General features: G+C 49.2%; 15 protein-coding genes and 1 tRNA gene. 11 read left to right on the forward strand and 5 right to left on the reverse strand.

The annotated features are described in order from the left end of the window. The first annotated feature begins 2 nt into the window (after nucleotides 1-2). Together PREMU_RS03550 and PREMU_RS03555 are read left to right on the forward strand one after the other, a co-directional pair. Complete coding sequence (locus PREMU_RS03550) at nucleotides 3-1,940, forward strand: RagB/SusD family nutrient uptake outer membrane protein (protein WP_007573186.1); 1,938 nt, start codon at nucleotides 3-5, stop codon at nucleotides 1,938-1,940. Nucleotides 1,941-2,164: 224 nt separating this feature from the next. Next, complete coding sequence (locus tag PREMU_RS03555; RefSeq protein WP_007573187.1) at nucleotides 2,165-4,417, forward strand: GH92 family glycosyl hydrolase; 2,253 nt, start codon at nucleotides 2,165-2,167, stop codon at nucleotides 4,415-4,417. 30 nt (nucleotides 4,418-4,447) lie between these two features. On the opposite strand, the gene PREMU_RS15945 is transcribed toward PREMU_RS03555, so the two are convergent. The 4 genes from PREMU_RS15945 to PREMU_RS03570 form a co-directional block, all read right to left on the reverse strand. Further along, nucleotides 4,448-4,630: a hypothetical protein gene (locus tag PREMU_RS15945; protein ID WP_169311305.1), complete on the reverse strand. Its 183-nt coding sequence runs from the start codon at nucleotides 4,628-4,630 to the stop codon at nucleotides 4,448-4,450. Further along, entirely contained in the window at nucleotides 4,630-4,884 is a 255-nt protein-coding gene (locus PREMU_RS15950) for a hypothetical protein (RefSeq protein ID WP_156803951.1), read from the reverse strand. The genes PREMU_RS15945 and PREMU_RS15950 overlap by 1 nt, the downstream gene beginning before the upstream one ends. 6 nt (nucleotides 4,885-4,890) lie before the next feature. Then, a complete protein-coding gene (locus PREMU_RS03565) occupies nucleotides 4,891-5,589 on the reverse strand; it encodes a hypothetical protein (protein WP_050796346.1) in 699 nt (232 codons plus the stop codon). A gap of 392 nt (nucleotides 5,590-5,981) precedes the next feature. Next, nucleotides 5,982-6,052, reverse strand: a tRNA-Gln gene (locus PREMU_RS03570). Nucleotides 6,053-6,169: 117 nt separating this feature from the next. Between PREMU_RS03570 and PREMU_RS03575 the strand changes: the two genes are divergently transcribed. From PREMU_RS03575 to sucD, 4 genes are read left to right on the forward strand one after another with little or no spacing between them, the layout of a single operon-like run. Beyond that, a complete protein-coding gene (locus tag PREMU_RS03575) occupies nucleotides 6,170-7,546 on the forward strand; it encodes an alanine/glycine:cation symporter family protein (protein ID WP_007573189.1) in 1,377 nt (458 codons plus the stop codon). A gap of 35 nt (nucleotides 7,547-7,581) precedes the next feature. Continuing rightward, nucleotides 7,582-9,039: a sialate O-acetylesterase gene (locus PREMU_RS03580; protein ID WP_040557972.1), complete on the forward strand. Its 1,458-nt coding sequence runs from the start codon at nucleotides 7,582-7,584 to the stop codon at nucleotides 9,037-9,039. Nucleotides 9,040-9,085: 46 nt separating this feature from the next. Then, entirely contained in the window at nucleotides 9,086-10,225 is a 1,140-nt protein-coding gene (gene sucC, locus PREMU_RS03585; RefSeq protein ID WP_007573193.1) for an ADP-forming succinate--CoA ligase subunit beta, read from the forward strand. A 21-nt stretch (nucleotides 10,226-10,246) separates the two neighbouring features. Beyond that, nucleotides 10,247-11,113 (forward strand): succinate--CoA ligase subunit alpha, encoded by an 867-nt coding sequence (sucD, locus tag PREMU_RS03590; RefSeq protein WP_007573195.1) that lies wholly within the window; start codon nucleotides 10,247-10,249, stop codon nucleotides 11,111-11,113. A 111-nt stretch (nucleotides 11,114-11,224) separates the two neighbouring features. Here sucD and PREMU_RS03595 read toward each other — a convergent pair whose 3' ends face one another. Next, the gene (locus PREMU_RS03595; protein ID WP_007573197.1) at nucleotides 11,225-12,118 is read right to left on the reverse strand and encodes a helix-turn-helix domain-containing protein; all 894 of its coding nucleotides are present in this window, start codon (nucleotides 12,116-12,118) and stop codon (nucleotides 11,225-11,227) included. 188 nt (nucleotides 12,119-12,306) lie between these two features. On the opposite strand from PREMU_RS03595, the gene PREMU_RS03600 reads away from it, so the two are divergent. The 5 genes from PREMU_RS03600 to PREMU_RS03620 all read left to right on the forward strand — a co-directional run bounded on the left by PREMU_RS03600 (nucleotide 12,307) and on the right by PREMU_RS03620 (nucleotide 18,513). Then, nucleotides 12,307-13,626, forward strand: coding sequence for an anaerobic C4-dicarboxylate transporter family protein (locus PREMU_RS03600; protein ID WP_007573199.1), 1,320 nt, complete (start codon nucleotides 12,307-12,309; stop codon nucleotides 13,624-13,626). Between the two features lie 81 nt (nucleotides 13,627-13,707). Continuing rightward, nucleotides 13,708-14,760, forward strand: a complete 1,053-nt coding sequence (gene ansB / locus PREMU_RS03605; RefSeq protein ID WP_007573200.1) for an L-asparaginase 2 — start codon at nucleotides 13,708-13,710, stop codon at nucleotides 14,758-14,760. 74 nt (nucleotides 14,761-14,834) lie between these two features. Beyond that, on the forward strand, nucleotides 14,835-16,043 hold the full coding sequence (locus tag PREMU_RS03610; RefSeq protein WP_007573202.1) for a porin: 1,209 nt from the start codon (nucleotides 14,835-14,837) through the stop codon (nucleotides 16,041-16,043). Nucleotides 16,044-16,069: 26 nt separating this feature from the next. Beyond that, complete coding sequence (aspA, locus tag PREMU_RS03615) at nucleotides 16,070-17,503, forward strand: aspartate ammonia-lyase (RefSeq protein ID WP_007573204.1); 1,434 nt, start codon at nucleotides 16,070-16,072, stop codon at nucleotides 17,501-17,503. A 479-nt stretch (nucleotides 17,504-17,982) separates the two neighbouring features. Beyond that, entirely contained in the window at nucleotides 17,983-18,513 is a 531-nt protein-coding gene (locus tag PREMU_RS03620) for a RagB/SusD family nutrient uptake outer membrane protein (protein WP_083819208.1), read from the forward strand. The last annotated feature ends 254 nt before the right edge of the window (nucleotides 18,514-18,767 follow it).

Raw genomic sequence — 18,767 nt, forward strand, 5'->3', positions numbered from 1 at the left:
TAATGAAAAAAATAAGTTTATATAAGATCTTACCGGTTCTGCCCTTACTGTTACTATTGTCAGGATGCAGCGATAGCTTTCTCGACAAGGAGGAAGATGATAAGAAATCTGAAAAAGAAGTTTATACTCGATATGAAGAGGTCAACAAAAATGTGACCGAAGCATATTATCTGGCTAAGGCAGCCAATCGCCCACTCGTATGGCTGGAACATTTTTCCTCTGCTGCCATTACTGACGAATGCGAAAGTACCAATGTGGAAGGCAACATCGGCAATCTGTACAATCAGGGAGCATGGAATCCCAATTCCAATTTTCCTGGCAATGTAAGGCAATTCTGGAACAGTATTTATGAATCTATCCGGCACATCAACGTGACGCTGGCAGGTATTAAAAAATACAATACGCCCGATAACCCAATGAATCCTGGTGATCTAGGCAAGCGCATCGGAGAACTATATTTTCTTCGAGGCTATTTGCACTGGCTTCTAGTACGCATCTATGGTGAAATCCCTTATATTGACCATCCCATCTCCCCTAATGAAGAAATGAGCTTTAAGAAAGAGAGTGTACATGCAGTCGTAGAAAAGATCATACAGGATGCCAAAACCGCATATGATAAAGTACAGGATATATATAGCAGTAGTGATGAGAATTTCGGACGAGTGGATAAAGGAGCCTGTCTCGGACTTATCGCCATTGCGCGATGGACCGCAGCAACCCCACTCTATAATGGAGCAAAAGACAAGTTCGGTTATGATGGTACGCGTGTCTTTGAAAATGAATATACCTATGATGCCTCACGGTGGACTGCTGCGAAAGAAGCAGCAAAGGCCGTACTCGACTTTAAGGTGAATGGTGTCCAGCGTTACAGTCTCTATGAAAAATATGACAGTACCGACTACAATGATGATGGCAACCGTAATCTGAATGGTTCTCTTGTATATCATCGTTTGTGGGACATGTTCTTTGACTACGATGCTTTTGCTAAAGAAGCAGTATTCTTTGTAGCCCGCGACAAAAATGCTCCTTGGCAGGGTGATCAATACCCACCCAGCCGTGGTGGAAGTTCTCGGCAGCAACCTGTGCAAGAGCAGGTAGATGAATATGAGTATATGGCCCCTGATGGATATGGCTATCCGGTCTATAGTGCCGAAGCGCGTGCTAAAGGCTACAAAGACGAAGATCCTTATCACCACCGCGATCCACGCTTCTATCGAGACATTCTTTATCATGGAGCACCTTATCGTGATAACTCTAATAATGCACGTCTCATGAATACGGCATCAGGAGCTGATAAGATAGGAGCCACTAATGCCACTACAACTGGTTATTATCTAAGAAAATTCATGAAAGACGGATGGAACAAGAGCGGGGATTTCCAATTGAATTGCCCGCCAATATGGCGCCTTCCTGAATTTATTTATATTTACGCTGAAGCTGTGAATGAGACTGAGGGACCAACAACGGAAATCTATGATCTCATCAACAAGGTAAGGGCACGCTCATTCATGTCACCTATGCCTCCTGCCGTACTTAACAGCCAGTCACTGATGCGTGAATACATCCGCCGTGAACGTCGTGTCGAATTGTTCTATGAGAATAAGCGGCCGTTTGATTGCCGCCTATATTTGGAACCTTCCAGCAAAGAGGAACTTGCGAAGGAAAGTACATTCAAATCAATGGGGAACAATAATACAGAACGCTCCATCAATTACTGGAAACAGGACAAGGGGGCTTATCCCAGATGTCAACGTATGATCAATGGCATGCGACCTATCGAAGATGCCAATGGACCGATAGAAGTTGAGGGTAAGCACTATCGTATGGAACGCTTCTGCAAAGAAGAGCGTGTATTCGAAACTCCCAAACACTATCTTTTCCCTATCTTGAACACGGAAATACAAGTATGTCCAACTCTAGTACAGAATCCTGGATGGTAACATCCTTGTACCAGGGACGCATCTTGGTGTTCAGATACTTCACTTGATACATACCCACAGACATTTTACATCTCATGCCTGTGGGTTCATCATCATTTTTTTATTAAATAGTTACAATTATAGGAAATCCTACAATCAGAATATTGAGTCATGCCTTTAACAGAGTGCATTAGACCAGTTGTCTCTTATATAAATAATTATAAAATTTACTTCTTATAAAGCTTATGACTATAAAAAGTCTTTCATCCTTGACCATCCTGTCATTTATCCTCCTCTCTGCCCATGCAAGTAATGAGAATAGAGAACCTGTCGATTATGTTAATCCATACATTGGCAATATTAGTCATCTCCTCGTTCCCACCTTTCCCACAGTACAGCTCCCCAATAGTCTACTGCGTGTCTATCCTGCCAGGACCGACTATACGTCAGAATATGTGAGCGGATTACCTGTCGTTGTGACCAATCATCGTGAACGTTCAGCCTTCAGCATTACTCCTTGGCAAGGAACGCATCTCCAGCCAGTCATCGACATGAACTATGACCATGAGCACCTGACTCCCTATTCTTTTTCCATCGAACTTCATGACAATGAGATGAAAGCACGCTTCGCCGTTTCACATCAAAGTGCCATTTATCATATAGAATTTCAAAAAGACAAACCGGCTTATGTATTAGTCAACTCTCAGAAAGGATCTATCAAAGTCAAAGAGAACACAATCAGAGGTTATCAAATCATCTCCAGCAACACAAAAGTGTATCTATATGCCGAAACGAAAGAAATGCCTGCCACTTATGGAACATTAGAAAATGGCAGGATTGACTCCCTTCAAAACTCAGCTGATGGTGATAATGCTTGCGCCGTACTCAGATTTCCTGCTGGTACCGAACATGTAAGCCTACGCTATGGAATCTCATTTATCAGTGAAGACCAGGCCAAACGAAATCTTTACCGTGAGCAGAACAGCTATAATCTTGATTCATTAATTATAGCAGGACGTACAGAATGGAACAAAACACTTTCCAATATTCATGTTTCCGGAGGAACTGACGACGAGAAAACGGTATTTTACACATCATATTATCGAACATTCGAGCGTCCAGTTTGTCTCAGTGAAGACGGCCATTATTGGAGTGCCTACGATGGCAAGGTGCATGCTGACGGTGGTATTCCTTTCTATACTGACGATTGGATTTGGGACACCTATCGAGCTGCCCATCCTCTACGCGCACTTATCCAGCCGCAGAAAGAAGAATATATCATAGAGTCTTATTTACGCATGGCAGAGCAGATGGGTACCCGATGGATGCCTACCTTTCCCGAAATTACAGGAGACTCTCGCCGTATGAATGCCAATCATGGGGTCGCTATGGTAGCTGATGCTCTTTATAAAGGGTTGAAAGTGGATGCAAAACGAGCTTATGAGTATTGCAGAAAGGGTATCGAGGAAAAGACACTTGCGCCATGGTCTGGCAAGAAGGCTGGATGGATAGACGACTTCTATCAAAAACATGGTTACATTCCTGCCTTACATGACGGTGAGCAGGAAAATGACCCCAACGTGTCGGAGTTCGAGAAACGCCAGCCTGTTGCCGTCTCTCTCGGCACAGCCTATGATGAATGGTGCCTTTCACGCATTGCATCTTTCCTTGGACACGACAAGGACGCCAGTCATTATTTCCAATTAGGGCATAACTATCGCATTCTGTTCAATTCTCAGACTGGTTTCTTTCACCCGAAAGATAAAGACGGTAAATTTCTGGAACCATTCGACTATCGGTTCTCTGGTGGCGTAGGGGTCAGAGACACTTATGACGAAAACAATGGCTGGACGTATCGCTGGGATGTCCAGCATAACGTTGCCGACCTGATCAATCTCATGGGGGGCCGCGAAAAATTCATCGCCAACTTGGACCAAACTTTTGCAGAGCCGATGGGGAGAGGCAAGCGTGAGTTCTACACACAGCTACCTGACCAGACGGGGAACGTTGGACAATTTACCATGGCCAATGAGCCCGCTATGCACATTCCTTATTTGTATAATTATGCTGGTGCACCGTGGAAAACACAGAAACGTATTAGGCAGCTCCTGAAAACATGGTTTCGAAACGATCTCATGGGAGTACCCGGAGATGAAGATGGAGGTGGACTCACCGCTTTTGTCGTATTCTCATCCATTGGATTTTACCCTGTCACACCCGGATTTCCTACTTATAACATCGGTAGTCCCCTATTTACCGATGTCAAAGTGACACTCGGCAATGGAAAAGTCTTTGAAATCAAGGCAAATGATTGCTCTGATGAGAACAAATACATCCAGTATGCTGTACTCAATGGCAAAATATGGAACAAACCGTGGTTCAGCCACGACGACATCAAAAACGGGGGGGTACTTATCCTCCAGATGGGCCCTCAACCCAATAAGTCATGGGGGGCTGACATAAAAGCTGCTCCGCCATCAGCTGATACAACAAGATAGTATGCCCTTAAAGTAGAATAGGAACATACCTTAGTTCAAATATCCCACAAATTCCATTAAGGCCTCAGCCATAACTTCGAAGTCTGTGCCACGCTCAGGATCGTTTGCAATTATCTGTGTCAGTTCAAGGATGCTATATCCAAGCACTTCTCCAAGAGCGTCCGGTAACTTCTCCAAACATGCGAGCACTCGTTTCCAAAGGGTTAAAGCCATTACATCGTCTTCCATTTCAGCGAACAACTCGCCCATGGCGTTTCATAATCAGCCATTCGCTTCTCTAAGGCCATCACTGTATATGTTATGTAGCATAAAGTTGCATCAGCAATCTGACCATTGAGATTTCGACCGGCGTATGCTCCCAGTCCAAGGTATTCCTTAGTTTCTCTGTTGACCACTTCGATGTTCCGACGGATCTGGTAGAGTTCAAAGGCACGTACGAAGGACATGGATATATCTGTGGACAGCATGATATTTCATCTTTCATTATGCCAGTACCTGATAAGGAAAATTCTGTTGGGAAGATTACCAAGGTCTCCTCGGAGGGCTATGTATTGGCATTTGTACTTGCGGCAGGCATGAGTATATTCCCTGCTGTATAAAGCAACCAATTCCCCGGCGTTATGCTTCTTGCCATTGATCACATATTTGGTGGCGCCCATTTTTGCCAGCCCCACATAGTGTATGGCACCATTGGCAATCTTCCTTATGAATGAGATGAAGTCCTCACAGGCAAACCAACTGTCTGCCAATGCATACCGTGGATGGAGACCGCATTTCCACATACGTTTTACCATCTCCACGGCACAGTCCAACTTACTCATGCCGCATTTCAATTCCCTTTGGTAATCAGGATTATCCTTTTCACGGTGTAGAGAGAACCTGCGTCTGAACTGCTTCTTTCCAATTCCACCGAATGCGCATAGGAGCAGTTTGTAGCCGAGAACATAGTTCCTCTTTACATGATCAAAGATCTTCGTTATATGCTCTATAAACTTTCCGCTCTTTTGCAGTGTGGTGTCATCAATAATCACGCATGAGTTCTCATCTTCAGTTTGTATACCGTTCTTTCGAAGAACGCACATAAAGCGGATTACTGTGTAGTTCATAAGCTGGCGCCAATCCATGGAAGGGCGTTCCAGCATGCGGTAGTAACAGTTCTTGCGAATAGTCATTCGGAATTTGTCATGCCTAAAAAGACCGAGTTATTACATTTCACCGCTTGATGGATTAATGAGTGTTAAGAGGTGTGCGAAAATGTGCGCAGTTTTGATGTAAGTCAATAAAATTGGAAAAATTACATGAAACTGTATCAAAATGTTTGGTGCTTTCTCATAATCTTCTTACCTTTGCATCGTCAAAAGGAAAAGGTCTTCGTGAGAAGATATTTCGATTAGACTTTATTTTCATATACACAGTTTAGGTTAGTAGATTGTTTCATATAGGTTTTTAGTTTTTAGGTTTAAAAGTTAGTTTTTAGGTTAGCACAAATCCCCTGCTCAGAGCGCTGAGGAGGGGATTTGTCGTTTTTATGTAAGCCTTCTCTTGTATTTACTGATTTATTGTGTTGTCGTACGCGGATTCGAACCACGACAAACAGAACCAAAACCTGTTGTGCTACCATTACACCATACGACAGTCACTTCGTAAAAGTGTTGCAAAGTTATTGTTTTTAAAGAAAACAACCAAAAAACATGCGATGTTTTTGTTGCTTTTTCATTAACTTTGCCGCTATAAAGGCTGTAACTGCCACTTATGGAAACGATTAACGACTTTTTTTCGACCGTCAGCAGTTTTCTTTGGGGATGGCCCATGATCATTATGCTGCTCGGTACCCACTTGTTTCTGACGCTGCGTCTGCGTTTTCCACAGCGTCGTATCTTCACGGCCATCCGGCTCTCTGTGGGCCGTGATAAGGCTGCATCGGGTGACGTGTCGCAGTTTGGCGCTCTTGCCACTGCCCTTGCCGCCACCATCGGCACGGGTAACATCGTTGGTGTGGCGACGGCTGTGGCGCTGGGTGGACCGGGTGCAGTGCTATGGTGCTGGTTGACGGGTGTATTCGGCATCTCCACGAAGTACGCTGAGGGGTTGTTAGCCGTGAAATACCGCGTAAGGACGTCAGACGGGCGCATGCTCGGCGGCCCGATGTATGCTCTGGAGTGTGGGCTGCATGCCAAATGGCTTGCAGTGCTCTTTGCCTTCTTTGCCGCTGTCGCCTCTTTTGGCATCGGCAATACCGTACAGGCCAATGCCATCTCGACCATGGTTGGTCAGGTGTTTGGCATTCCGATGTGGATCACAGGACTCATCCTCTGTGGCTTGGGGGCAGCGGTTATTCTCGGTGGCGTAAAGTCAATTGCTAAGGTCTGTGAGATGCTTGTGCCGTTCATGGCTATCCTCTATGCCATTGGCTGCGTCTATATACTCTATGTCAACCATGCTTTTGTATGGCCAGCCATCAAGATTATTTTTGATTCGGCATTCTCACCACAGGCTGCAGGCGGCGGCTTTGCAGGCACAACGGTGATGATGGCTTGCCGCTACGGCATCGCCCGCGGACTGTTTTCCAATGAGTCGGGCCTTGGATCCGCTCCTATCGTAGCAGCAGCAGCCAGGACGCGCAACCCCGTGCGGCAGGCGCTGGTGTCATCAACAGGTACCTTCTGGGATACCGTCGTCATCTGCGCGCTGACAGGTATCGTCATCGTGTCGAGTGTCATCGTCTATCCTGACATCGATTTTCGTCACGGTGCCGCTCTCACCAAAGCTGCATTTGGAAAGATTCCTTATGTCGGTACGCCGATACTCACCTTTGGGCTCATCACTTTCGCTTTCAGCACTATCCTCGGATGGAGCTATTACGGTGAGCGATGCGTGGAATATCTGAAAGGGCGGCGGTGGATGCTCGCTTACCGTGTAGTATATATAATATGTATATTCATTGGCAGTGTCTTTGGTCTGGAGCTGGTATGGAATGTCGCCGACTGTATGAATGCGCTCATGGCTATCCCCAATCTCATCTCACTGCTCTGTCTGAGCGGTATCATCATGCATGAGACACGTAAGTATCTCTGGCGCGGGCGCTTGGACAGAGACATGGATGACGGGGAGCTGTTGGAGGTGGAATGACTTGAAACGACTTTATAAACCTATAATATTTTCGTATGAAAAGACTATCTGTATTAGTGTTGGCTTTGGCTGTACTGGCAGTATCACATGCCGCAATCCGCCTACCTCATGTGTTGGGCGATGGCATGGTACTGCAGCAGCGGACGTCGGTGCGATTGTGGGGCTGGGCCACGCCAGGCTCTACGGTGACTGTCAAGACATCGTGGAATGGAGGAAAGATCTATGTGGCCAAGACGCAGAAAGATGGCAAGTGGCAAACCACTGTGCCAACGCCTGCGGCTACCAATACCCTGCAGACCATCATTGTGACAGAGGGGAAGACCTCGAAAGTGACGCTGCGCAATGTGTTGATTGGCGAGGTGTGGGTGTGTGCAGGGCAGAGCAACATGGAGTTTCCGCTGAAAGGCTTCAACAACTGTCCGCTGAAAGACTATAATGACGTCGTGTCGGAAGCCTCCCGCTATGATGGCATCCGCTTCGTGAAGATACCATCGGTCAAGAGCAGTACGCCGCTTGACGACGCTCAGTGCCAATGGAAAGCTGCCAATGTGGACAACGTCGCCGACTGTTCAGCTGTGGGTTACTTCTTCGCCCGCCAACTGCGGCAGGCACTCGGCATCCCTGTTGGCCTTATCCTTGCCAACAAAGGCGGGTCGAGAGTGGAGAGTTGGCTCGACAAAGCTAACCTGGAGGCACATACGCAAGAGCCGCTCGACTCCATGGAGATAGTGCGGAGGTTTCCTCAGGACTGGGTCATGCCCTTGCTTTGGGGCAACGGCACCTTCCATCCTATTCTCAACTACACAGTAAAAGGCATCATCTTCTATCAGGGCTGCTCCAATGTCGGTGCTCCTGGCAACCAGTATTCAGACCGTCTGGCGTTGCTCGTGAACCAGTGGCGGCGCGATTTCGGGGAGGGCAACATACCCTTCTACTTTGTTCAGCTTGCTCCCTATTGCGATGGTGATGGCCCTGACGGTACCAGTCGTGCTTATTTAGAAGAACAGCAGTTACGTGCCGCAGACATCATTCCTAACTGCGGCGTGATCTGTGCTAACGACTGTGTCTATCCCTGGGAGGCCCATCAGATACACCCCTGCAACAAGAAACCCGTTGGTGACCGTCTTGGGTGGCTCGCGCTGGAGAAGACCTATGGCAAATGCAACTATCAGGCTGAGAGCCCGCGCTTTGACCGGATGTTTGTTCAGGGCGACACTTGCTTTGTGCGGTTGAAGAACACCTACGGTGGCATTTCCCGTCAGAGCGGTATCGAAGGCTTTGAGGTGGCAGGCAGTGACAAGGTCTTCCACAAGGCTGTGGCAGGACAATTCTGGGTTCCAAGCAATGATCCAAGAAACGAGTACATCTACGTAGTGAGTCCGGAAGTCAAGGCTCCCGTGGCCGTGCGCTATTGCTTCCGCAACTTCCAGATAGGCAATTTGCATGGCAACAACGACCTGCCGCTCTTCCCTTTCCGCACGGATAATTGGTAAACAGCTATTCATTAAATCATATTTTTTAAACTTATAAACTTAAATCATGAAAGTACACGAATATCAAGCCAAGAGCTTCTTTGAGCAGTATGGCGTGCCGGTAGACCGGCATTACCTTTGCCATACTGCCGACGAGGCCGTGGAAGCCTACCGCAAGCTTGGTGGTGGCAAGGCAGTGGTGAAAGCACAGGTTCATACCGGTGGCAGAGGAAAGGCCGGAGGTGTGAAGCTCGGAGTCAGCGAAGAAGAGATCCGCAAGCATGCGGAGGCCATCCTCGGCATGCAGATCAAGGGCTATACCGTCGACCGCGTGCTCGTCTCTGAGGCTGTCGACATCGCTTCCGAATATTATGTCTCCATCCTTGTCGACCGTAAGTCGAAGTGCCCCATGATGATGCTCTCGCGCTCCGGCGGCATGGATATTGAGCAGGTGGCACGCGAGACACCGGAGAAGATCGAGAAGATCATCATCGACCCCACTATCGGCATGGCCGACTTCAAGGCCAACGAGGCCGCATGGAAACTCTTCGATGACAGGGCCCAGGTGAAACAGGCGGCAAAGATCTTCAAAGCACTCTACAAGCTCTTTGTGGAGAAGGATGCATCGCTGGTGGAAATCAATCCGCTGGTCATGCTGAAAGACGGTACGCTCAAAGCCATCGATGCCAAGATGACGTTCGACAACAATGCCCTCTTCCGTCACCCCGACGTGAAGGACTGCTTCGAGCCCGACGATGACGAGAAGAAGGAACAGTGGGCTAAGGATCATGGCTTCAGCTATGTCAATCTCGGCGGTAAGATTGGCTGCATGGTTAATGGTGCAGGACTGGCTATGGCCACAATGGACATGATCAAGCTCTACGGCGGTGAGCCTGCCAACTTCCTCGACATTGGCGGTTCATCGAACCCTGAGAAGATTGTGGAAGCCATGAAACTGTTACTCTCCGACAAACACGTCAACACCATCCTCATCAATATCTTCGGTGGCATCACGCGCTGCGATGATGTGGCAAAAGGACTGCTTGAGGCACTCGACATCATCAAGACCGACATTCCTATCGTCATCCGTCTCACGGGAACCAACGAGGCTGAGGGCCGCGAGATTCTCAAGGGCACTCACTTCACCGTTGCCACTGCAATGGCTGATGCCGGGCACAAGGCCGTGGAGATTTCCAATAATCGATAATCATTAAAGAACCTATAGATTATGAGCGTACTGATAGATAAAGATACAAAAGTCATTGTCCAGGGTATCACGGGACGTGACGGCGGCTTCCATGCTGCAAGGATGAAGGAGTATGGCACACAGGTCGTTGGCGGCACGTCCCCCGGCAAGGGTGGTCAGAAGGTTGACGGCATCCCTGTGTTCAACACGGTGAAAGAAGCGGTGGCTGCTACAGGTGCCAACACCTCTATTATATTTGTGCCGGCTCCATTCGCCAAAGACGCGATGTTGGAGGCCATTGACGGCGGAATCCAGCTTGTAGTGTGCATCACCGAGGGTGTACCCGTGCTCGATGCCGTTGAGGCACAGAACTATGCGCGAATCAAAGGCGTGAAGGTCATCGGCCCTAACTGTCCTGGACTCATCTCTCCTGGAAAGTCGATGGTTGGCATTATGCCCGCCAATATTTTCAAGAAGGGACATACGGGTGTTATCTCTCGTAGTGGCACACTGACTTATGAAGTGGTCTATGACCTTGTTGAGAGTGGTCTGGGCATTTCTACAGCCGTTGGCGTAGGCGGTGATCCTGTAGTGGGGCTATATTTTGAGGACTTACTGCAGATGTTTCAGGATGATCCCGATACCGACTCCATCGCTATGATCGGCGAGATCGGCGGCGATGCCGAAGAGCGCGCGGCGCAGTTCATCCAAAAGCACGTCACCAAGCCCGTTGCTGTGTTTATCTCTGGCCGTCAGGCTCCTCCGGGTAAGCAGATGGGTCATGCCGGCGCCATCATCTCTGGTGGCTCAGGTTCGGCCGAGGGAAAGATTCTGGCTCTTGAGGCTGCCGGCGTGCCTGTGGCAGACGAGACCTGCATCCTGCCTGAATTGCTGAAGAAACGCTTATAATAAAGCGTTCTGTGTGAATACGAGGGCGTGTCAAATGGCATGAATAGCAGAGGTTGCGGCCTCGAGGCCGCAACCTGTAAAAGGCCACTTTAACATGCCTTCGTAGTCTCTTCATACCACACCACTCGCTTCCTGCGAAGATTTTTTATATTCCTTGGGTGAGCAGTGGGCATGGAGCTTGAAGAAGTTAGTGAAGGCACTTTGATCTTTGAAACCAAGATCGAAAGCAATTTCTCCCATCGTCATGGTCGTCGTTTTGAGTAGGTTACAAGCTTCATGATAAACGCGGCGGGAGAGTTGATCATTGACGGTATTGCCAGAGATTTCCTTTACCACACGACTGAGATAGGTGGTCGTGATGCCGAGCTTGTCGGCATAGAACTGTATTTGCCGCTCTTTTCTAAAATTGATTTCAGCCAAGTGGAGAAATATTTTATAGATATTTTCCTTGTGTCGGAAGTCTGGGGTCAGAACATTATCTTTGAACGGTAACTCGCTGATATAGAGTTTGCAGATATGGAGAAGTGACTGGATCATTTCCATTTTATACAAGTGCATGAAATGAATGGCTTTCTGTATCTGTTGGAAAATACCGCTGAGCTCATTTTTTTGGCTTTCCGTCAGTTGATAGATGGTGTTGAATCTTGATGGTAATCCTGGTATGGATACATCGGTATCGGAGTCCGTTGTCGGAATGCTATCGTAAAAGGCACGGTCAATAAGCAGTCCCTCTGCGATAGTATCCTGTGCAAGACAGCATTTGGCCGGCTGGAAAGGCGTGAGTGCCATAAGTGAGCCGGGGGACAATAAGTGTATCTTCCCGGCGATCTCTACACGTGCCGAACCCTGCAGAATGAGATTCAGTTCGTAGCAACAAATCCTGTCATCCATAGCGCGCAGATCGCTTTTACCTCCTTCCTTTGATGAGAAATAGGCAATATTGGCCCCATAAATATTATGGATGCGATAACGGGTTGCAAGCTCCGGAAGACTCAAGTTCCCCATAATTGTTCATTAATGGTTATAGGTCTGTGTGCGATCACATTTATTGATAATGGACAAAGTTAGGTATTTGTTTTGTTTTTTACAAATATTAGAAGCTTTTTTGTAAATGCCATACAGCAAAAAACGATTAACTTTGCATTGAATAACTTGATTTATGTCAAGTAAATCAGTGATCAATTTGTTTATATATGGCAACAGTACTTCTTCTTTTAGAACTCACTATCGTCATTGCCCTGATCTTCATCGGAGCACGCGTGGGTGGCATTGGGCTGGGTATCTATGGCATGCTTGGCGTGTTCATCTTAGTGTATGGCTTCGGCTTGACGCCAGGCAAGGCCCCCATCGATGTGATGATGATTATCCTTGCCGTCATCACGGCTTCCGCTGCCTTGCAGGCTTCGGGAGGACTGGAGTATCTTGTTGGATTGGCGGCTAAATTCCTGCGCAATCATCCCGACCACATTACTTATTATGGTCCGCTCTGCACATGGTTGTTCTGCATCGTCGCCGGTACGGCACACACCAGCTACTCGTTGCTGCCTATCATCAGTGAAATTGCGCAGGCCAATAAGATTCGCCCAGAGCGGCCGGTAAGCTTGGCTACAGTGTCAGCATCATTGGGCATCACAGGCAGTCCGGTCTCTGCTGCTACGGCCGCCCTTATCTCCCAGGACCTTCTGGGCGGAAAGGGCATTGAGCTTGGCACCGTTCTTATCGTCTGTATTCCCGCAAGCATTATTGCCATTCTTGTGGCGGCTTTCATTGAGAATCACGTAGGCAAGGAACTTGTTGACGATCCTGAATACCAGCGTCGCGTGAAGGCAGGCATTATCAATCCCGACGAGGATGAGAAGAACCTGCTTCAGGCAGAGACACAGCCCAACCCGCATGCTAAGTACGCTGTCTGGGCATTCCTCTTAGGTGTTGCCGTGGTGGTGTTGTTCGGTTTCTTCCCAGGTCTGCGCCCTGAAGGCTGCACCATGTCGGAGACCATTGAGATGGTGATGATGAGCGATGCCATCTTGATTGTTCTTGTAGGCAAGACCCATGTGGCCGAAGTGCCTAAAGGCAACATCTTCTCCGCCGGCATTAATGCCCTTGTAGCCATTTTCGGTATTGCCTGGATGGGATCGACCTTCTACACCGGCAACGCTGAAGCTATCAATAGCGCGCTCTCAGGTATGGTGACCACGGCCCCGCTACTCTTCGCTGTGGCCCTCTTCCTGCTCAGCATCATGCTCTTCTCACAAGCGGCCACAGTCACTACACTCTATCCCGTTGGCATTGCCCTCGGCATCAATCCGCTGCTGCTTGTGGCCATGTTCCCTGCTGTCAACGGTTATTTCTTCCTGCCCAACTATCCCACAGAGGTGGCTGCGCTTGGCTTTGACCGCACGGGCACGACGCATGTGGGCAAGTATGTCATCAACCACTCGTTTCAGCTCCCCGGCTTCGTGACGACCATTGTAGCCATCGGTGTGGGCTATGCCATCACATTATTTATTTAGTTGATGAGTCTTTGAGCTCTTAGGTTGATGAGCTTTAAAAGTAATGAGTTTTTAAATTAACCCTCAAAAATACACACGACCATGAAAAAGAAAACATCAGTCTTCACCGTACTTTTTGTACTGTTTTCAGTTCTATCATTAGTTGCAAAGCCTAAGATCCGCATCATCGCTACAGGCGGTACGATTGCGGGCGTGAGCCAGAGTGCCACTTCCTCGGCCTATGGTGCCGGACAGGTGGGCATCCAGACACTTATTGAGGCTGTACCTCAGATTAAAGACCTGGCCGACGTGAGCGGCGAGCAGCTTGTCAATATCGGCTCTCAGGATATGAACGACCAGGTGTGGCTCAAGCTTGCCCGCCGCATCAATGAGCTGCTCAACAACGAGGGCTACGACGGCGTGCTCGTGACCCACGGCACCGATACCATGGAGGAGACGGCCTACTTCCTCTCGCTCACCGTCCACAGTGACAAACCCGTGGTGCTGGTAGGTTCCATGCGTCCTTCTACAGCCATCTCTGCCGATGGCCCTGCCAATATCTACAATGGCGTGGCGACAATCGTTGATCCGTCGTCGAAAGGTCATGGCGTGATGGTCTGCATGAACAATGAGCTTTTCGACGCCAAGTCAGTCATCAAGACTCATACCACCGACTGTGCCACATTCAAGGGTGGCCTCTTCGGTGAGCTTGGCTATGTCTACAATGGCAAGCCCGTCTATCTACACAAGAGCATCTTCAAGCAGGGCCCAGCCTCAGAGTTCAATGTCGACAACCTCACCGAACTGCCCAAGGTGGGCATTGTCTATGGCTATGCCAACTGTTCACCGCTGCCTATGCAGGCGTTTGTCAATGCTAAGTTCGACGGCATCGTCCTGGCCGGTGTCGGCGACGGCAACTTCTATAAGGACGTCTTCGATGTGGCGCTCCAGGCACGCAAGCAGGGCATACAGATCGTGCGATCCAGCCGTGTACCTTACGGCCCTACTAACCTCAACGGTGAGGTCGACGACGCCAAGTATCAGTTTATTGCTTCGCTGAACCTCAATCCGCAAAAGGCACGCGTACTCCTCATGTTAGCCCTTACCAAGACGAAGGACTGGCAGAAGATACAGCAATATTTTGAGGAGTATTAAGAACTTGTGGAAAACTGTGCTGGGGGGGGTATATCCCCGTGTATGATCAAAAGAAAAATAAAAACTGCAACACTATGAAAAAAAACATATTTCTTACCATTGCTATCGGTCTGCCTATAGCGGCCTTTGCCCAAGGTAACAATACGGGTATGGGTGGTGCTGATGGTAACTATGAGAGCCTTGCCCACCGCGTGTTCAATTTGGAGAAGAAAACCGATGCCTTTAATGTTTATTTCAACTATGCTTCGAGTTTTCAGGAACTGGACGACGGTGACCGATGGACTTCATCGTTCAAGAATAAGCAGGCGCGCATAGAAATCAAGGGCAACATCACCGACAAGTTGTCTTACCGCTTCCGTCACCGTCTGAACAAGAACAATACCGCACAGAGTGAGGACAACTTCGCCAAGGCCACCGACATCCTGATGGTGGGCTATCAGCTCACGCCGAAAGTAGGCATCCAGGGCGGTAAGATGTGCCAGAACTGGGGTGGCTTCGAGTTCGACGAAAATCCTATGTATATCTATCAATACTCGGATATGGTGGACAACATGGATAACTTCATGGCGGGAGTGAACCTCTCCATCAAACCCGTACCGACGCAGGAGATAGCCGTCAACGTAACTGACGCCTACAACAACAAGTTCGCCGATGAGTACGGCTCCGGCGCAAAGTCCCTTGAGAAGGGTAGTGGCACGCGCCGCCTCGAGGCTGCCAATCATCCGCTCACTTATATTGCCTTGTGGAGCGGCAGCTTCTTCGGCGACAGGCTGCAGACGCGTTGGTCTTACGGCATCCAGACACAGGCCAGGCATAAATACAGCCGCATGGTAGTGCTCGGACAGAAGCTCAACCTCCCCACTGTGCAGTGGTATGTCGACTACATGGGGGCCTTCGACGGCCTTGACCGGTTACGCATCGCCTCCTCGGAAGGGACTTCCTTCCTGAATGCCAATGGTGCCAACTACTTTAGTGATGTGCACTATAACTCTCTGATAACCAAACTCAACTGGCAGTTCGCTCCACAGTGGAACCTGATGCTGAAAGGCACCTATGAGACGGCCAGCGTGTCGGGGCAGGAAGAGTGGAAAAACTATCGCAAGTCGATGATGTATCTGGCCAGTGTGGAGTATTATCCCGTGAAGTCGCAAGACTTCCGTGTCTTCCTCGCTTATCTTGGCAGGCACTACAACTACAGTGACAAGGTAGCGAAATATGGACTTGACGACCACAGCACCAACCGCATTGAGCTGGGCTTTATGTACCGTATCAAAGCATTCTGATTATAAATATCAAACATAAAACAATTATGGAAGAGAAGAATTATCGTATCGAGTCCGACCTGTTAGGCGAGCTCAAAGTGCCCGCGGCGGCTTATTACGGCGTCCAGACACAGCGCGCGCTGAACAACTATCACATCTCTCGTAAGCGCATGCGCGACTATCCTGACTACGTCGTCGCCATCGCCTACGTCAAGCTCGCCGCCATCCAGACCAACCATGCCTTAGGTGTTATCAACGACGAGATCAGCGGTGCCATTGAGCAGGCCTGCAAGGAGCTCATCGACGGCAAGCTGCACGACCAGTTTCCCGTCGACATGATGCAGGGCGGTGCCGGCACCTCAGTCAACATGAATGCCAATGAGGTCATTGCCAATCGCGCCTTGGAGATTATGGGCCACAAGAAAGGCGAATACCAGTACTGCTACCCCAACGACCACGTCAACTGCGGACAGTCGACCAACGATGTTTACCCCACGACGATCCGTCTGGCTGTCATCCGCCTCAACAAGCAGCTTGTGGCCAGCCTCACGGGGCTCATCAGCTCCTTGCGCTACAAGGCTGACGAGTTCAAGGAAGCCATCAAGATGGGGCGCACGCAGTTGCAAGATGCCGTGCCGATGACCTTCGGACAGGAGTTCAACGCCTACGCTGACAACCTCGAAGAGGAGCTGCTCAACCTGGAACGCAACGTCAAGCTGCTGCACGAGATCAATATGGGCGGTACGGCCATTGGGACAGGCCTCAATGCCGTGCCGGGCTTTGCCAAGCTTTGCGCCGCCAACCTCAGCCGTCTCACCGGTGAGAACTTCATTTCCTCACCCGACCTCGTGGAGGCTACACCGGATACGGGTGCCTACGTGAGTTACTCCTCGGCCCTGAAGCGTCTCGCTGTGAAGCTCTCCAAGTTCTGCAACGACCTTCGTCTCATGGCCTCCGGACCGCGCTGTGGACTGCACGAGATCAACCTCCCCGCTATGGCTCCGGGCTCCAGCATTATGCCGGGAAAGGTGAATCCCGTCATTCCTGAGGTCGTCAATCAGACTTGCTTCAAGGTCATTGGCAACGACACCACCATCACTTTCGCCGCCGAAGCCGGACAATTGGAGCTTAACGTCATGGAGCCTGTCATCACCGAGTGTCTCTTTGAAAGCGAGATATGGCTCAGCAATGCCCTTGACACTCTCACCGAGAAGTGCGTGCTCGGCATTACCGTCAACAAGGAGCATTGTATTGACATGGTGAAGCACTCCATCGGCATCGTCACCGCCCTCAATCCCTACATTGGTTACAAGAATAGTACCAAGGTGGCCAAGGAGGCCTTCGACGCCGGCAAGTCGGTTTATGATGTCGTTTTAGAGAAAGAACTGATGACAAAGGAAGAGCTCGACAACGCACTCGATCCGAAGAACATGCTTCAGGGGCACAAGTTCTCTTACAAGGATCGTGATCCGGAGAAGTAATCAGCGGTAGCGAGCCTTTCCGTCTCTTTCTTTATATGAGAAGGAGGCGGAGAGACCCCGTCACAGAGCCTCTCAAATAGTATAAACAGCAGGGGCGGCCCCTGTGGCCGTTCGCAGTCGTGAGGTAAAGCGTTTATCCTGACTGCGGGTGGTCACAGGGACCGCCTTTTCATTGATACCGGCCACAACCGGCATCAAGATGTATGATATGTGCCTGCTAACCTTTTGAAGAAAGAAACGACAAAGACATGGGCAATGCGTCAACGGCGTAAAGGCGATGCGTCAACGGCGTAAAGGCAACGCGTCAACGGCGTAAAGGCGATGCGTCAACGGTGTAAAGGCAACGCGTCAACGGTGTAAAGGCAACGCGTTAACGGTGTAAAGGCAACGGCCGTCTTGAGAGCTTGAGTCTCTATTAACGATTGTTGCGTTTACTTCAAGATAAATATCCCTTTATCAGATGGATGAAATGTTAAACCATGAACTCTGCTGGACGGGCTACTAAGGGGTTGATGTTCAATCGTGCACGTGCAACGGGCTATCTTTATTCGACCAGCTATGTCTTCGGATACCAGCAGTTCAAGTTGCGCGCTGCCTTTCTCCCTGGAGGTGGCTCTTTCAACCTTTTCCGTTCTGCAGAGATGTACTACATCCAGGCTGAGGCTCTTTGTCATTTAGGTAAGGATGCCGAGGCCCAGCAGCTACTCTACGATGTCGTGCATCCCTATGATGCCACCTTCCAGCAACCTGATAAAACGGGTGACGACCTGCTTAAAGAGGTGAAGCTCTATCGGCGTTTTGACCTCTTCGGAGAAGGCCTCGACTGGACCGACTGCAAGCGATGGAAGCAGGATATCTCGCGCAAAGCGCTTAATGTCAAGGCTGGACTGAAGTCGCCAGGAAGCTTTCACTCCACATTCGCTATCACCATTCCCGCTGACGACGACACGCGTTGGATCTGGGCTATCCCCAACAAGGAGACCGATTATAACTCGGCACTGAAAGAATGAAAACTATTTATGGCCCGTGTTGATTTGTGTGGATAACTATTTGGCAGTATGGCATATAGTCTTGCAGCCATAGATACTCTGATTGATGTGGACCATGATGTAGAATCCGGTGCTGCGGAGGTGATTCCAACAAACATAGCCTCTTTGGACTGACCCATAAAGGTGTTTTCGTGGAAATTGAGTTGAAGTAACTTCAAAGGATGCCGTGAAAATGCAAAATTATTGCTAACTTTGCCAACAGAATACTCTAACGC

The organism is Hallella multisaccharivorax DSM 17128 (assembly GCF_000218235.1).
Taxonomy (GTDB): Bacteria; Bacteroidota; Bacteroidia; order Bacteroidales; family Bacteroidaceae; genus Prevotella; species Prevotella multisaccharivorax.

Bases quoted from the DNA above. Each gene is read 5' to 3' on its own strand.
- aspA (WP_007573204.1), top strand. From the start codon at position 16,070: ATGGAAGAGAAGAATTATCGTATCGAGTCCGACCTGTTAGGCGAGCTC.
- sucC (WP_007573193.1), top strand. From the start codon at position 9,086: ATGAAAGTACACGAATATCAAGCCAAGAGCTTCTTTGAGCAGTATGGC.
- PREMU_RS03565 (WP_050796346.1), bottom strand. From the start codon at position 5,589: ATGACTATTCGCAAGAACTGTTACTACCGCATGCTGGAACGCCCTTCC.
- PREMU_RS03600 (WP_007573199.1), top strand. From the start codon at position 12,307: ATGGCAACAGTACTTCTTCTTTTAGAACTCACTATCGTCATTGCCCTG.
- PREMU_RS03595 (WP_007573197.1), bottom strand. From the start codon at position 12,118: ATGGGGAACTTGAGTCTTCCGGAGCTTGCAACCCGTTATCGCATCCAT.
- PREMU_RS03620 (WP_083819208.1), top strand. From the start codon at position 17,983: ATGAACTCTGCTGGACGGGCTACTAAGGGGTTGATGTTCAATCGTGCA.
- PREMU_RS03580 (WP_040557972.1), top strand. From the start codon at position 7,582: ATGAAAAGACTATCTGTATTAGTGTTGGCTTTGGCTGTACTGGCAGTA.
- PREMU_RS03610 (WP_007573202.1), top strand. From the start codon at position 14,835: ATGAAAAAAAACATATTTCTTACCATTGCTATCGGTCTGCCTATAGCG.
- PREMU_RS03550 (WP_007573186.1), top strand. From the start codon at position 3: ATGAAAAAAATAAGTTTATATAAGATCTTACCGGTTCTGCCCTTACTG.
- PREMU_RS15945 (WP_169311305.1), bottom strand. From the start codon at position 4,630: ATGGCTTTAACCCTTTGGAAACGAGTGCTCGCATGTTTGGAGAAGTTA.
- PREMU_RS15950 (WP_156803951.1), bottom strand. From the start codon at position 4,884: ATGCTGTCCACAGATATATCCATGTCCTTCGTACGTGCCTTTGAACTC.
- ansB (WP_007573200.1), top strand. From the start codon at position 13,708: ATGAAAAAGAAAACATCAGTCTTCACCGTACTTTTTGTACTGTTTTCA.
- PREMU_RS03575 (WP_007573189.1), top strand. From the start codon at position 6,170: ATGGAAACGATTAACGACTTTTTTTCGACCGTCAGCAGTTTTCTTTGG.
- PREMU_RS03555 (WP_007573187.1), top strand. From the start codon at position 2,165: ATGACTATAAAAAGTCTTTCATCCTTGACCATCCTGTCATTTATCCTC.
- sucD (WP_007573195.1), top strand. From the start codon at position 10,247: ATGAGCGTACTGATAGATAAAGATACAAAAGTCATTGTCCAGGGTATC.